Origin of the sequence: Paraburkholderia sp. (assembly GCF_049581445.1) — a bacterium.
Lineage (GTDB): Bacteria > Pseudomonadota > Gammaproteobacteria > Burkholderiales > Burkholderiaceae > Paraburkholderia.
The window spans coordinates 29,375-43,697 of record NZ_JBAURZ010000135.1; the positions used below are offsets into that span (position 1 = coordinate 29,375).

The following is a 14,323-nucleotide window of genomic DNA, read 5'->3' on the forward strand; positions in this document are numbered from 1 at the left end:
AGCATGACTCAGTTCGACGTACGCATTGGCATCAACCCGCTGTCGTGGATGAACGACGACCTGCCTTCGCTCGGCGGCGAAACGCCGCTTGAGCAGGCGCTCACCGAAGGCCGTGCGATCGGCTATCAGGGGTTTGAGCTCGGCAATAAATTTCCACGCGAACCACAGGCGTTGAAGACGCTGCTCGCGCAATACGATCTCGCGTTGGTCTCCGGCTGGTATTCGGGAAGACTGGCGCGTGGCACTGTCGAAGATGAGATTGCGTCGGCGGACGCGCATCTGGAACTGCTCGCCAAAAACGGCGCGACGGTGATGGTGTACGGCGAAGTGGCCGATTCGATTCAGGGGGCACCTCGGCCGCTCTATCAACGGCCACGTTTTTTTAGCGCGGCGCAGTGGGACGCCTACGCGGCGCGCGTCGACGAATTCGCCCGTTATACGTTAAGCCAAGGCGTGCGGCTCGCGTATCACCATCACATGGGTGCCTACGTGGAAACGCCGGCCGACGTCGATCAGTTGATGTCGCGCACTAGCGACGCGGTCGGCCTGCTGTTCGACGCAGGGCATATCACGTTTGCGGGTGGCGACCCCGTGACGGTGCTCGACAAGTACATTGGACGCGTGTGCCATGTCCACTGCAAGGATGTGCGACCTGCGGTGATGAAACTCGCACGCAATCGCAACTGGAGTTTTCTGGACTCGGTGATCAACGGTGCGTTCACAGTGCCTGGCGATGGCGCGGTGGATTTTCCTACGATCATCGATCGTCTGAAGCGGCATGGATATCGTGGCTGGCTGGTGGTCGAAGCCGAACAAGACCCGGTGATTGCGCGCTCGTATGAGTATGCCGAAAAGGGCTATCAGACCTTGCGGGCGCTGGTCGATGCGTCGCTGGGTGCGGGTACGCCTGCAACGCAGGAGGCAGCATGAGTTTGCTTGTGAAGGCACAGCGCGAAGGCCAGACGATCGCGCGGGTCACGCCGGAGACGGCGATGTGGCGCTATGTGGGTTTCGCGGCTTACCGGATGGGTCCGCAAGAGGTGGTGCATATCCTTGAGCCTTCTCGCGAGGTCTGCATTGTGGTGCTTGCGGGAGCCGTGGATATCGAAACCAAGGACGCGAAGTGGAGCAGTCTCGGCTCGCGTGATAGCGTTTTCGAAGATGCGTCGCCGTGCGCTGTGTATTTGCCGCCGGGCGTCAGTGCGACGGTGCGGGCGGTGCGCGACGCTGAGGTCGGCGTGGCGAGTGCGCCGGCGAAGGGCCAATATCCGGTGCGGTTGATTGAGTCTTCGCAGATGAAGCGCTCGACACGCGGCAAGGGGATGAATACCCGCTACGTGTGCGATATCCTGCCTCAGACGGAACCTGCGGAGTCATTGCTGGTGGTTGAAGTACGTACGCCTGGCGGGCATGCTTCGAGTTATCCGCCGCACAAGCATGATACGGACAATGTGCCTCACGAGAGTTCGCTTGAGGAGACTTACTATCATCGGCTCAATCCGTCGCAGGGGTTTGCTTTCCAGCGGGTGTACACCGACTTGCGCGATATTGATGAGTCGATGGCGGTTGAGGATCATGACGTGGTGATGGTGCCTAGAGGCTATCACCCTGTTATTGTTCCTTATGGGTACGATTCCTATTATCTGAATGTCATGGCTGGGAAGGATCGGGTTTGGCATTTCAAGAACGATCCGGCGCATGAGTGGATTATTACTCGGGATTCCAAGTAATTTTTTAGGTCTTCGGCGGAGGGCTTTTCTGTTGCTTATGAGCTGGGCGGGACATCACAATCAGAAAAATAACCAACGCCAACAGACCATCAGACAGCAAGGAGAGCCGACCGCCGCAAGGCAAACAATCACGCTAACGCTGCGCGACACGGCAATCACGAATGACGCGCCGCGCTACTCCACATTGACCACAAGCGGCTCGAGCGCGGCGCGCAAGTAAGCGGGCAACGTAACCGGGCGCCGCGTCGCGCGGTCCACGTAGACATGCACGAAATGCCCCTGCGCCGCGGGGAGCATCTCGCCTTCCTTGAACAGACCCACCTCGTAGCGCACGCTCGTCGAGCCGAGCCGCACCACCCGCAAGCCCGCTTCGACGTGCTCAGGAAACACTAGCGGCGCGAAATAATCGCATTGCGTTCCGACCACCAGCCCGATGGTCTCACCGTGCTCGACATCGAGCACGCCTGCGCGAATCAGATACTCGTTCACGACCGTGTCGAAATAGCTGTAGTACACGACATTGTTCACGTGACCGTACACGTCGTTATCCATCCATCGCGTAGTGATAAGCAGGAAATGCGGGTACGCACTACGCGGCGCGGGAGCGGGTTTTTTCATGATGAGCGGCTTGGCGTGGGTTCGTGCAAGGTCAGCGTGCGGCGTCAGAGTGACTCGTTCAGCATGCGGCGATAATCATCCGCGGTCGCTTCGCGCGGGTTCGTCTTGTGGCAGTGATCGGCGAGCGCGCCCTTGATCACCTTGTCGAATACGCTTGCATCGACGCCCATCTGCTTCAGGCCGGTTGGCAGGCCAAGGCGCGCGGTCATGTCGAACAGCGTCTGCGCGAGATCGGCGTTGTCGGCGAGACCCATGACGTGGCGCATGCGCGCGTATCGGCGGTTCGCCACCACCGTTTCTGCGCTTTCGTTAAAGCGCAGAACGGCAGGAAGCACGACCGCGTTTAGCGTGCCGTGATGCAACGAGGTGCGCCCGTTCACTGGCACGCCGCCCAGCGGATGCGACAGCGAATGGACGCAGCCCAATCCCTTCTGGAACGCCATCGCGCCTTGCATCGATGCGCTCATCATGTTCAAACGGGCATCGCGGTCGCTGCCATCGTGCGTCGCCCGTTCGATGTTGGCCCACGCACGCTCAAGGCCATCGAGCGCGATGCCGTCGGCGGGTGGGTTGAAGGCAGGCGCGAGGAAGGTCTCAATACAGTGCGCGATTGCGTCCATGCCGGTCGCGGCAGTCAGCGTGGACGGCAGGCCGAGCGTGAGACCCGGGTCGCACAGCGCCGACTTCGGCAGCAGATGCCACGAATGAAAACCCAGCTTGCGGCCGTCGTTCAGAATCACGATCGCGCCACGCGCCACTTCACTGCCGGTGCCAGCCGTCGTGGGAATTGCGATCAACGGTGCGGCTGCCTCGGTGATCTTGCCGCTACCGCCTTCGATGGTGGCGTATTCCGTCAACGTCCCCGGATGAGTGGCGGCAATCGCGGCGCCTTTGGCCAGATCGATTGACGACCCGCCCCCTACCGCGATCAGCCCGTCGCAACCTTCGTCGCGATAACGCGCTGCGGCGGCCATCACCATCGCCTCAGTGGGGTTCGACGGCGTGTCGTCGAACACGGGCACGTCGCCGAGTTGGAGCGCGTCGAGCGCACGCTGTGCGACGCCCGCCGCCACCACGCCTTTGTCGGTAATGACAAGCGGCCGCTTGATGCCGATTCGCGCGCATTCCGACGGGAGTTGCGCCAGGGCGTCATAGCCCAGATGGATGTGGGTTAGATAGTAGATATAGGCCATGTCTGCGTTCCGTTCCGGGTGAAAGGAAAGAATGGCGTCGCCCGCGCCTGATCTGCGTGGCGGCACTTACCTGCATAATCGTGGCGCTTCCGTGCGCCCAGCACCTGCGTAAGACTGGCACCTGTTTAAGCCTGACACCTGTGCAAGCCAGGGGTATGCGTGCGCCTGGCACCGATGTAATCCCGCACCTACGTATTCCTGACGCGATCAGTTCTTCCCACCAGCAATCGCGCGCTATCTCATTGCCCGGGCCGTTCTACGAACTCGAATGGCAAGCCTCGGCGGCGCATCCATTCCGCGAGCGCCTGTCCCGTACCGGCTTTCCACGGACGCAGCCTGGCGGGCTCGACCAGCCGGTATTCAAGCAGTTCCGGCGACAGCGCAATCGTGCCGTAGGCACGGACGTGATAAGCGATGATCAACTCGTTCTTGCGCATGAATTCATACACGCCGACTAGCTCGACGGTCTCCGTCTGCAGCGAAGTCTCCTCAAGCACTTCGCGTGCAATCCCCTCTTCTGGCGTCTCGCCGTTCTCCAGAAACCCGGTGATCAGCGCGAACATCCCCTCGGGCCACGCGGCGTTGCGCGCGAGCAGTATCTTGCCTTCGTACTCGACGATCGCCGCGACGACCGGCAACGGGTTGTTCCAATGGACGTAGCCGCAGGTTTTATCCGGGCAGGCCTGGCGCACACGGCCGCCTTCATGTTCAACGTCGACGCGCTCGGCGAGCGGCGTTGCGCAGCGGGGGCAGAAACGGTAATCACTCATGGTGGAAGCGGTGTTGTCTCTTGATGTCTCGTTGTGGTGTGGTACTTCTGGTGCGTCGACCGCGTGCACTGCCTGTTACCGGCTTCTGTTGCGTCGCACAGGCCTGCTGATGCGTAACTCCCGCGCTCATGCGGCCGTCGCGCACAACTCACGCACTTCGGCGGCAAAGCGCTCGACCGTTTCCGGTTGCGTATCCCATGCGCACATCAGCCGGCAACCGCCTGCGCCGATGAACTCGTAAAACTTCCAGCCCCGCCCGCGCATCGCCTTCGCGACCCGCGTGGGCAGTTGCGCAAAAACCGCATTGGATTCAGTGGGGAACATGATACTGACACCCGGAATTTCAGCGAGGCGAGCTTCAAGCAACTTCGCCATGGCATTGGCGTTGCGGGCGTTGCGCAGCCATACATCGCCGTCCAGCAGACCCAGCCACGGCGCCGAGATAAAGCGCATCTTCGATGCCAGTTGGCCTGCCTGCTTAAGGCGGTAGGCAAAATCGTCGGCGAGTGCACGATCGAAGAACACCACAACTTCGCCTACCGGCAAACCATTCTTGGTTCCGCCAAAACACAGCACGTCGACGCCAGCGCGCCATGTGATCTCGGACGGATGCACGTCGAGCGCGGCCACCGCGTTCGCGAAGCGGGCGCCGTCCATATGGACTTTCAGATGCCGACGCTTGGCGATGGCGGCGATCGCACGCACTTCCTCGACGCTATACACGGTGCCCACCTCGGTGGACTGCGTCAGCGTGACGACCTTCGGCTTCGGGTAGTGGATATCGGCACGACGGGTAACAACTGCCTCGATGGCATCTGGCGTCAGCTTTCCGCCGATACCCGGCGCGGTCAGCAGCTTCGAGCCGTTCGAGAAAAACTCGGGGCCGCCGCATTCGTCGGTTTCGATATGCGCGAGTTCATGACAGATCACCGAGTGATACGACTGGCATAACGAAGCGAGCGCAAGCGAATTGGCCGCCGTGCCGTTGAACACGAAGAACACTTCGCAGTCGGTCTGAAACAGATCGCGCAGGCGGTCGCAGACTTGCTGGGTCCACGAGTCGTCACCGTAAGCGGGCTCGTGCCCGCTGTTGTTGGCGGCGATCAGCGCGTTGAGCGCCTCGGGGCAGATGCCAGCATAGTTGTCGGATGCGAAATGTTGCATGGCGAGCGGCGCGTCCGGTCATGGGCGCGCAGGGATGGCGGGAAAGCGGTCATTTTAGAGCGGGAGCGGGAAATTTGTTTTGCGGCTGGGTGGATGTGAAGGGAATGGGATTGCCCACGAACGTTCACGCCAGGTGGTTGCAGAATAAAAAGGGCCGCGAGGTTTAATCCTCGCGGCCCTTTCGCCGTTCTCTTTCGCCTTCGAGCGCCGCTTGCGCGGCTCCCTGATGTGCCGCTTACAGTTGCGCTTCGATCCAACCCTTCACGCCTGCCAGCGCCGCCGCCAGATTGGCAGGCTCGGTGCCGCCGGCTTGCGCCATGTCCGGACGGCCACCACCCTTGCCACCCACCTGCTGGGCGACAAAATTGACCAGCTCTCCGGCCTTGACCTTCTTGCTTGCTTCCGCTGTCACACCGGCGATCAGGCTAACCTTGCCGCCTTCCACCGATGCCAGCACGATAGCCGCGCTCTTCAGCTTGTCCTTCAGCTTGTCGACGGTTTCACGCAAGGTCTTCACATCCGCGCCTTCAAGCGTTGCCGCCAGAACGTGCACACCGGCCACCTCGATGGCCTGACCAGCCAGCTCGTCCCCCTGGCTCGAAGCCATCTTCGACTTGAGCGCGCCCAGTTCCTTTTCGAGCGCCTTCACCTGGTCCTGCACCTGCACGATGCGTTGCGTCAGTTCCGCAGGTTGCGCCTTCAACGCAGCGGCCGCCGAGTTGATACGTGCGTCGAGTTCCTGCACGTAGCGCACGGCGTTGTCGCCGGTAATCGCTTCCACGCGACGGATACCTGCGGCGACGCCGCCTTCCATCACGATCTTGAAGAAGCCAATGTCGCCCGTGCGATGCACGTGCGTGCCGCCACACAACTCGCGCGAGAAGCCGAGGTCCAGCACGCGCACTTCGTCGCCGTACTTTTCGCCGAACAGCGCCATGGCGCCGCCCTTCACTGCCTCATCAAACGGCATCACGCGTACCACGCCTGGCGCGTTGGCCAGGACTTCCGCATTGACGATGGCTTCGACCTGGCGAATCTGCTCGTCGGTCATCGGCGCGTTGTGTGCGAAGTCGAAACGGGTCTTGTCCGCGTCGACCAGCGAGCCCTTCTGCTGCACGTGCGAACCGAGGACTTCACGCAGCGCCTTGTGCATCAGGTGAGTTGCCGAGTGGTTACGTTCCGTGCGGGCGCGACGCACCGCGTCGATCTCCGCCTTGACGACGTCGCCCACCTTCAACGTGCCCTGTTCGAGCGTGCCGTGATGGCCCACGACATCGGCCTGAACTTTGAGCGTGTCGGCCACGGCGAAGCGCATGCTTGCGTTAGCAAGCACGCCCGCGTCACCGACCTGACCGCCCGACTCGGCGTAAAACGGCGTGTGATCCAGCACGACCACGGCCTGCTGGCCATGCTTGACTTCGTTGACCGATGCGCCGTCCAGGTAAAGAGCGATAACCTTCGCGTCGTCGAAGATGATTTCTTCGTAGCCGTGGAATGTGGTCTTGGCACCGGAGTACTCGAGACCCTGGGCCATCTTGAACTTTCCAGCCGCACGCGCCTGGTCGCGCTGGCGCGCCATGGCTTCGTCGAACGCGGCTTCGTCGACCGTCACTTCGCGCTCGCGGCACACGTCCGCAGTCAGATCCAGCGGGAAGCCATACGTGTCGTGCAACTTGAACGCGAGTTCGCCGTCGAGCGTCTTGCCGCCCTTCGCTTCCAGATCGGCCAGCGCGCTTTCGAGAATCGACATGCCGTGCTCGATGGTCTCGAAGAAGCGCTCTTCTTCCTGACGCAGCACGTCCGTTACGCGTTGCTCGGCGTCCTTCAGTTCCGGATAGGCTTCGCCCATTTGAGCGACCAGATCCGCCACCAGACGATTGAAGAACGAACCCTTCTTGCCCAGCTTGTAGCCGTGACGGATGGCGCGACGCACGATACGGCGCAGCACGTAGCCGCGGCCTTCGTTGCCCGGAATCACGCCGTCGACGATCAGGAAAGAGCAGGCGCGGATGTGATCGGCGATCACCTTCAGTGAATTGTTGGTCAGGTCGGCCACGCCGGTTTCGCGGCCAGCCGCCTTGATCAGCGCCTGGAACAGATCAATCTCATAGTTGCTGTGCACGTGCTGCAGCACCGCCGCGATCCGCTCCAGACCCATGCCGGTATCCACACACTGCTTGGGCAGCGGCGTCATGTTGCCCTGCGCATCGCGGCTGAACTGCATGAACACGAGATTCCAGATCTCGATGTAGCGGTCGCCGTCTTCCTCAGGCGATCCCGGGGGGCCGCCCCAGATTTCCGGGCCGTGGTCGTAGAAGATTTCCGAGCACGGGCCGCACGGGCCGACGTCGGCCATCTGCCAGAAGTTGTCCGACGCGTAGCGCGCGCCCTTGTTGTCGCCTATGCGGATGATGCGCTCGACCGGCACCCCCACTTCCTTCGCCCAGATGTCGTGCGCTTCGTCGTCTTCCTGATAGACCGTGACCCACAGCTTGTCTTTGGGCAACTGATAGACGCCTGTCAGCAATTCCCAGGCGTAGTGGATCGCGTCGCGCTTGAAGTAGTCGCCAAACGAGAAATTGCCGAGCATCTCGAAGAACGTATGGTGACGTGCGGTGTAGCCGACGTTCTCGAGGTCGTTGTGCTTACCGCCGGCGCGCACACTGCGCTGCGACGTGGTGGCACGCGAGTACGGACGCGACTCCGTGCCGAGAAACACATCTTTGAATTGCACCATCCCCGAATTGGTGAAGAGCAACGTAGGGTCGTTGCCGGGCACAAGGCTCGACGAGCGAACGATCGTATGGCCCTTCGATTCGAAGAACTTGAGGAATTTCTCGCGGATTTCGGCGGCTTTCATAGCGTACTGGGGACGGTGCTGGCGGGATCTGGCGACATCTCGTGATGCGCCAACCGATTGTTGCTTAAACGACTGATTATACGGGATCGGCGCCCTTGCGCGGCGGCGCGGCGCCCCCTGTGCGCAACACTGGCCATCCGGCCAGGATTTGGGCGGGACGAGGCTCCTCATCCGTCCTATGCCGTTCGGCTGAATGGGCCCTTGCGCGGGAATCGCTTAAGATTCGGGAGATCGATGCAATCGCGGCAACGCGCGGCGCATAGGGCTCGCAAGCCAGCCGCGCCGCCTCGCCATACAGGAGACAGTGGAAGAATATGGGCGCTCTCAGTCATATCCGCGTGCTAGACCTCACCCGCGTGCTCGCCGGCCCATGGTGCGCACAGACGCTCGCCGACTTCGGCGCAGACGTCATCAAGATTGAACGCCCCAGTGTCGGCGACGATACCCGCCATTGGGGGCCCCCGTACCTGAAAACGCCGGAGGGCCGCGATACCGCTGAGGCCGCGTATTACCTCGCCGCGAACCGCAACAAACGTTCGGTGACCGTCGATATCGCCACGCCTGAAGGTCAACGGATCATCCGCGAACTGGCCGCCCAAAGCGACGTCGTGCTGGAGAACTACAAGGTCGGCCAGCTCAAGAAGTACGGTCTCGACTACGCGTCGCTCAAGGAAGTGAAACCCGACATCATCTATTGCTCGGTCACGGGCTTTGGCCAGACGGGACCGTACGCGCAGCGGGCGGGGTACGACTTCATCGTGCAAGGCATCGGCGGTTTCATGAGCATCACTGGCGAGCGCGACGGCGTGCCGGGCGGTGGCCCGCAAAAGGCCGGCGTGGCGATTGCCGATCTCATGACTGGCATGTATTCGTCTGTTGCCGTGCTTACCGCGCTAGCGCATCGCGACCGTTCGGGCGAAGGTCAGTACATCGACATGGCGCTACTCGACGTGCAGGTGGCCATGCTCGCCAACATGAACTCCAACTTCCTCGCCAGCGGCCAGCCGCCGACGCGCTGGGGCAACGCGCATCCGAACATCGTGCCCTATCAGACCTTCCAGACCAGCGACGGCTGGATCATTGTCGCGGTCGGCAATGACGGGCAGTTCCGCAAATTCGTCGAAACCGGCAAGCGGGCTGAGCTGGCGGACGACGAGCGGTTTGCCACCAACCCCGCGCGCGTGCGCAATCGCGACACGCTCGTGCCGATTCTCGCGGATATGGTCCGCACGATGGATAAGCACGAATGGATTGCCGCGCTCGAAGCCGCCGGGGTGCCGTGCGGACCGATCAACGACCTGGCGGAGGTATTCGAGAACGAGCAGGTGGTGGCGCGCGGCATGCAGGTGGACTTGCCGCATCCGTCCGGAGGCACGGTGAAGCTGGTGCGCAATCCAATCAACATGAGCGGCACGCCGCCGCAGGCGCTCACCCATCCGCCCACGCTTGGCGAGCATACCGAGCGGGTCCTGCGCGATATGCTGGGTTACGACGATGAGCGGATCGCGGCGTTGCGCGCGCAATCGGTCATTTGATAAGGGTGGTTCGGCCAGGCGGGGTGTGGGTGGCCTGGCCAGGCGACGCCTGCGTCACTCAACCGTTTGAACGCCCGCCTTGCCCCAGCGACGCCAGCCAGTGCTGGCCCTGCTCCCAGTCACCCAGTCCGCTATCGGCATTGATATGCCCGCGCGCCCCAATTTCGTGCCAGCGGCTGCCCCACGCCGCCGCGCAGCGCTGCGAAAACGGCACGCTGCCATAGGGGTCATCGGTGCTGGCCACGACAATGCTGGCAAACGGCAACGCGGTCAGCGGCACCGGCCCAAAACCGGATGCGTCTTGCGGAAAGCCCGCACCATCCGGATCGGGCACCGCAACCAGCAGTGCGCCAGCCACCTTGGAGAGGCCCTCGGCGCTAGCAAACTGCGCGGCCCAGAACGCCACCGTGAGGCACCCAAGACTGTGCGCAGCCAGCACGACCGGGCCGTGCGCTGCACGAACTGCAGCGTCCAGCGTACGACACCAGGCATCGCGTACCGGATGGTCCCAGTCGGGCATCCGCACCCGCGCGAATGTCGGGTGCAAGGACTCCCAGCGGGTTTGCCAATGCCCCGCGTCCGAGTTCATATAACCCGGCAACACCAACACCTGCTGTTCGAGCATCGCGCCTCCCCGTGACGATCTGGTCCTGACCGGCGAATCGTGAGCGGCTAAATCCTCACCACCAATTCCGGCCAGCCGTTTATTGGAACACACCGCCCACGCCGACGCCACGCGGATCGGCGGCGGGTTGCGGGGTCGTGCCATCGACACGGATCAGTTGCACATCGCCGTTAAAGGATTGGCCTTCCACCGTGTAGCCCTTGGCCTTGAGCTGATCCGCCAGATCGCCGGTGATCGGATGGTACGGCTCGAAGTAGATGGTCTTTTGCGGCAGTAATTGATGATGGAAGCGCATCGCGTCGACCGCGTCGGCCGGCGACATGCCGAAGTCGTCCATATCCGTTATCACCTGGAAGATCGTTGTGAAAATGCGCGAACCGCCCGGCGTACCGATCACCAGTGACACCTTGCCGTCCTTCAGCAGGATGGTCGGGGTCATCGACGAGAGCGGCCGGCGTCCCGGTGCGATGGTATTAAGGTCGTTGGCGCTGGCACCAGGCAGGCCCACTGCACCTGGCTGGGTCACGAAGTCGCCCATCTCGTCATTGAGGAGAAACCCGCCGCCGTCCACCACCACGCCCGAGCCAAACGAGCCGTTTAGCGAGTACGTGTTCGACACCGCGTTGCCCCATTTGTCGACCACCGAGAAATGCGTGGTCTGCGCCTTTTCGACTTGTGCGTCCCCGGAACTCGAGCCCAAGCCCAAGCCCGGCTTTACCGGCTTCGCGCCAGGCACTTCATCAGGGCTAATTTCGCTGGCGCGCTGGGCGAGATAGGCGTCGCCGATCAGCCTTTCAACGGGCACTGGCGTGGCATCGGGATCATCCATGTACTGCTGGCGATCGGCAAAAACGCGGTCCTCAATCTGCGCGATCAGGTGAATATATGGCGGAGAATTTAACTCCACTCCGTCGAAGGTCGCCTTCATATCGGCCTTCATCTTAAGCATCTGGATCAGGCCGACCCCACCCGAACTCGGCGGCGGCGCGGTAACCACCTGGTACCCGTTCCAGTCAGCGGTGAGCGGTTGGCGCCAGACCGCCTTGTAGGCTTGCAAGTCCTGCTTGGTAACGAGCCCGTGTCCATACATTTGTGTGGCAATCAGCTCAGCCGTGTGGCCTTCGTAGAACTCGCGACCGCCGTCGCTGGCAATACGGCCGAGTGTCTGCGCCAGCTCAGGCTGCCGGAACACCGCGCCTGTTTTGAGGTTCGAAAAATACACGTCGAAATTGGTCTTGCCGGTGAACCCCCGTGCGCTATCGTCGTGGGTCTGCTGCAGCCGCGAATCGACCTTGAACCCGTCGGTTGCATAGTGGATGGCCGGCGCCAGCACCTCCTTCCACTTCAGCTTGCCAAAGCGCTGCTGCGCTTCCCACATGCCTTCGACCGTGCCCGGCACCGCCACCGCGCGATTGCCCACCACGCTCATACCCGCGATCGCGTGTCCCTTGTCATCGAGGTACATCTCGCGCGTCGACTGCTGCGGCGCCCGTCCGAGGTAGTCCAAAAAATACGTCTTGCCGTCGACGAAGAGCGTCATGAAGCCCCCGCCGCCAAGATTGCCCGCATCCGGATAGGTGACGGCGAGCGTAAAGGCGATCGCCACGGCAACGTCCACGGCGTTGCCGCCTTCCTTGAAGATCTGTTGCGCCGTCTCAGCGCTGTACTGATCGGGCACTGCAACTGCCGAAGCGTCCAGAATCGGCTTCGGGGCCGTTTTCGCCAGCGCCGGGGTGCCGGCGGCAAGGTTCGCCGCGAGGCCCGCGACCAGCGCCACCGTAGAGGCCGCGAGTTTTAGCGCGATGTGAGTACTCCGACTCATGAGGGATTTCCTTTTCACACGTGTGGCGGATTCGACAACGCTAAGCGTGCCAGAGCGGCGCCGCGTCGGTCGCATCCTAAAGGCGTGATTCCGCCGCCAACAAAGCGTTTTACGTCCTGTTACAGCATGAAACAGGGCAACAACACAACAACAGCAGAGCAGGAAATACCGCGAAACGTTGGCTGGAGGCCGCACTCGGTCTGCTGGATGAAGAGGTGTCAGGTAGAATTGACAGACAAGTGAGCGCATTGCGCGCCCCCGACCGACTTTCTTCTTCTCGCATGAATACCGAACGCAACGACGCGCCCGCGGCATCCAACTTTATCCGCAACATCATCGACGACGACAATCGCTCCGGAAAGTGGGGCCAGCGTGTCGAAACGCGCTTTCCGCCTGAGCCGAATGGTTACCTGCACATCGGCCATGCGAAGAGTATCTGCCTGAATTTTGGCGTCGCACGCAGCTACGGCGGCATCTGCCATCTGCGCTTTGACGATACGAATCCGGAAAAAGAAAGCGTCGAGTACGTCGAATCGATTATCGACGCCGTCACGTGGCTCGGCTTCGAGTGGAACAAGGACGGCGCTGAGCACCTGTATTACGCCAGCGACTACTACGACAAGCTGTACGAGTTCGCCGAGATGCTGATCGAGCGCGGCAAGGCTTATGTGGATAGTCAGTCGGCCGAAGAAATGCGTGCTAACCGCGGCTCCGCCACGGAAGTGGGCACGCCCTCGCCGTTCCGTGCGCGTTCGGTAGAGGAGAACCTCGATCTGTTCCGCCGCATGAAAGCTGGCGAGTTCCAGGAGGGCGAACACGTCCTGCGCGCGAAGATCGACATGGCATCGCCGAACTTCAACATGCGCGATCCGGTCATCTACCGCATCCGCTTCGCACACCACTACCGCACTGGCGACAAATGGTGCGTGTATCCGATGTACGACTACACGCATTGCATTTCGGACGCGCTGGAAAACATCACGCATTCGCTGTGCACGCTGGAGTTCGAAGATCACCGGCCGCTATACGACTGGATTCTGAACGAGCTGGCTGAAGCGGGTATCTTCACGCGTCCGCTGCCGCAGCAAATCGAGTTTTCGCGTCTGAACCTCACGTACGCGATCACCAGCAAGCGCAAGCTGCTGCAACTCGTCAACGAAGGCCACGTGGACGGCTGGGACGATCCGCGCATGCCCACCATCGTGGGCTTGCGCCGCCGCGGCTTCACCCCGGAAGCGATCCGGTTGTTCTGCGAGCGCATCGGCGTGACGAAGGTCGATTCGTGGATCGACATGAGCGTGTTGGAAGGCGCGCTGCGCGACGATCTCGACGACAAGGCGCCGCGTACGGCCGCCGTGCTCGATCCGGTCAAGCTGATCATCGACAACTTCCCCGTAGACCTGATCGAGGAATGCAACGCGCCGGTGCATCCGCATCATCCGGAGCACGGCACGCGTGTCTTCCCGATCTCGCGCGAACTGTGGATCGAGCGCGACGACTACAACGAGGCGCCGCCCAAGGGCTACTTCCGCCTGTTCCCGGGCAACAAGGTACGGCTGCGTTATGGCTATGTGATCGAATGCACGGGCGCGGACAAGGACGAAAACGGCAATGTGACCGCAGTCCATTGCAACTACTTCCCGGACAGCAGATCGGGCACCGAAGGCGCGAACAACTACAAGGTCAAGGGCAACATCCACTGGGTCAGCGCCGTGAGCGCGTGTCCGGCGGAAGTGCGCATCTACGACCGTCTGTTCAAGGAGCCGCAACCTGACGCAGGCGGACGCGATTTCCTCGAAGCGCTCAATCCGGATTCGAAGAAAGTGGTCAACGCATGGCTGGAGCCGGGTGCGCGCGACGCACTGCCGGAACAGCGTTATCAGTTCGAGCGGCACGGCTATTTCGTCGCTGACCGTATCGATTCGAAGCCGGGTAAGCCCGTATTCAATCGGATCGTAAGTCTGCGCGACAGTTGGGGCAAGCCAGCGTAAGCTGGACCGGCGCAG

Annotated in this window: 11 protein-coding genes; 4 read left to right on the forward strand and 7 right to left on the reverse strand. The window is 61.9% G+C overall.

Annotated elements, in window-relative coordinates; translation table 11 throughout:
• Positions 1–3: 3 nt before the first annotated feature.
• Both iolE and iolB read left to right on the forward strand, forming a co-directional pair.
• Positions 4–930 carry a myo-inosose-2 dehydratase gene (gene iolE / locus WCA85_RS12750; RefSeq protein ID WP_424064338.1) on the forward strand — a complete coding sequence of 309 codons (927 nt, stop codon included), beginning with the start codon at positions 4–6 and terminating at the stop codon, positions 928–930.
• The gene (gene iolB / locus WCA85_RS12755; RefSeq protein WP_424064340.1) at positions 927–1,730 is read left to right on the forward strand and encodes a 5-deoxy-glucuronate isomerase; all 804 of its coding nucleotides are present in this window, start codon (positions 927–929) and stop codon (positions 1,728–1,730) included. Before iolE ends, iolB begins: the two co-directional genes overlap by 4 nt.
• Before the next feature lie 174 nt (positions 1,731–1,904).
• Here the strand turns inward: iolB and WCA85_RS12760 are convergent, their stop codons facing one another.
• The 5 genes from WCA85_RS12760 to alaS form a co-directional block, all read right to left on the reverse strand.
• Positions 1,905–2,348 carry an acyl-CoA thioesterase gene (locus WCA85_RS12760; protein ID WP_424064342.1) on the reverse strand — a complete coding sequence of 148 codons (444 nt, stop codon included), beginning with the start codon at positions 2,346–2,348 and terminating at the stop codon, positions 1,905–1,907.
• 44 nt (positions 2,349–2,392) lie between these two features.
• A complete protein-coding gene (locus tag WCA85_RS12765) occupies positions 2,393–3,541 on the reverse strand; it encodes an iron-containing alcohol dehydrogenase (RefSeq protein WP_424064344.1) in 1,149 nt (382 codons plus the stop codon).
• A gap of 239 nt (positions 3,542–3,780) precedes the next feature.
• Positions 3,781–4,311 (reverse strand): NUDIX domain-containing protein, encoded by a 531-nt coding sequence (locus WCA85_RS12770; protein ID WP_424064346.1) that lies wholly within the window; start codon positions 4,309–4,311, stop codon positions 3,781–3,783.
• Positions 4,312–4,437: 126 nt separating this feature from the next.
• Positions 4,438–5,475, reverse strand: coding sequence for a threonine aldolase family protein (locus WCA85_RS12775; RefSeq protein WP_424064347.1), 1,038 nt, complete (start codon positions 5,473–5,475; stop codon positions 4,438–4,440).
• A 235-nt stretch (positions 5,476–5,710) separates the two neighbouring features.
• Positions 5,711–8,335 carry an alanine--tRNA ligase gene (gene alaS / locus WCA85_RS12780; RefSeq protein ID WP_424064349.1) on the reverse strand — a complete coding sequence of 875 codons (2,625 nt, stop codon included), beginning with the start codon at positions 8,333–8,335 and terminating at the stop codon, positions 5,711–5,713.
• A gap of 314 nt (positions 8,336–8,649) precedes the next feature.
• Here alaS and WCA85_RS12785 point away from each other — a divergent pair, with 314 nt between their 5' ends.
• On the forward strand, positions 8,650–9,870 hold the full coding sequence (locus WCA85_RS12785) for a CaiB/BaiF CoA transferase family protein (protein ID WP_424064351.1): 1,221 nt from the start codon (positions 8,650–8,652) through the stop codon (positions 9,868–9,870).
• Positions 9,871–9,928: 58 nt separating this feature from the next.
• Here WCA85_RS12785 and WCA85_RS12790 read toward each other — a convergent pair whose 3' ends face one another.
• Complete coding sequence (locus WCA85_RS12790; protein ID WP_424064353.1) at positions 9,929–10,495, reverse strand: RBBP9/YdeN family alpha/beta hydrolase; 567 nt, start codon at positions 10,493–10,495, stop codon at positions 9,929–9,931.
• Between the two features lie 79 nt (positions 10,496–10,574).
• Positions 10,575–12,317, reverse strand: coding sequence for a gamma-glutamyltransferase (ggt, locus tag WCA85_RS12795; protein WP_424064355.1), 1,743 nt, complete (start codon positions 12,315–12,317; stop codon positions 10,575–10,577).
• A gap of 281 nt (positions 12,318–12,598) precedes the next feature.
• Here ggt and WCA85_RS12800 point away from each other — a divergent pair, with 281 nt between their 5' ends.
• Positions 12,599–14,308 (forward strand): glutamine--tRNA ligase/YqeY domain fusion protein, encoded by a 1,710-nt coding sequence (locus WCA85_RS12800; RefSeq protein ID WP_424064357.1) that lies wholly within the window; start codon positions 12,599–12,601, stop codon positions 14,306–14,308.
• Positions 14,309–14,323 lie beyond the last annotated feature (15 nt).

Coding starts and splice junctions, on each gene's coding strand:
- WCA85_RS12760 (WP_424064342.1), bottom strand. CDS start 2,348: ATGAAAAAACCCGCTCCCGCGCCGCGTAGTGCGTACCCGCATTTCCTG.
- iolB (WP_424064340.1), top strand. CDS start 927: ATGAGTTTGCTTGTGAAGGCACAGCGCGAAGGCCAGACGATCGCGCGG.
- WCA85_RS12775 (WP_424064347.1), bottom strand. CDS start 5,475: ATGCAACATTTCGCATCCGACAACTATGCTGGCATCTGCCCCGAGGCG.
- WCA85_RS12790 (WP_424064353.1), bottom strand. CDS start 10,495: ATGCTCGAACAGCAGGTGTTGGTGTTGCCGGGTTATATGAACTCGGAC.
- iolE (WP_424064338.1), top strand. CDS start 4: ATGACTCAGTTCGACGTACGCATTGGCATCAACCCGCTGTCGTGGATG.
- WCA85_RS12765 (WP_424064344.1), bottom strand. CDS start 3,541: ATGGCCTATATCTACTATCTAACCCACATCCATCTGGGCTATGACGCC.
- alaS (WP_424064349.1), bottom strand. CDS start 8,335: ATGAAAGCCGCCGAAATCCGCGAGAAATTCCTCAAGTTCTTCGAATCG.
- WCA85_RS12800 (WP_424064357.1), top strand. CDS start 12,599: ATGAATACCGAACGCAACGACGCGCCCGCGGCATCCAACTTTATCCGC.
- ggt (WP_424064355.1), bottom strand. CDS start 12,317: ATGAGTCGGAGTACTCACATCGCGCTAAAACTCGCGGCCTCTACGGTG.
- WCA85_RS12785 (WP_424064351.1), top strand. CDS start 8,650: ATGGGCGCTCTCAGTCATATCCGCGTGCTAGACCTCACCCGCGTGCTC.
- WCA85_RS12770 (WP_424064346.1), bottom strand. CDS start 4,311: ATGAGTGATTACCGTTTCTGCCCCCGCTGCGCAACGCCGCTCGCCGAG.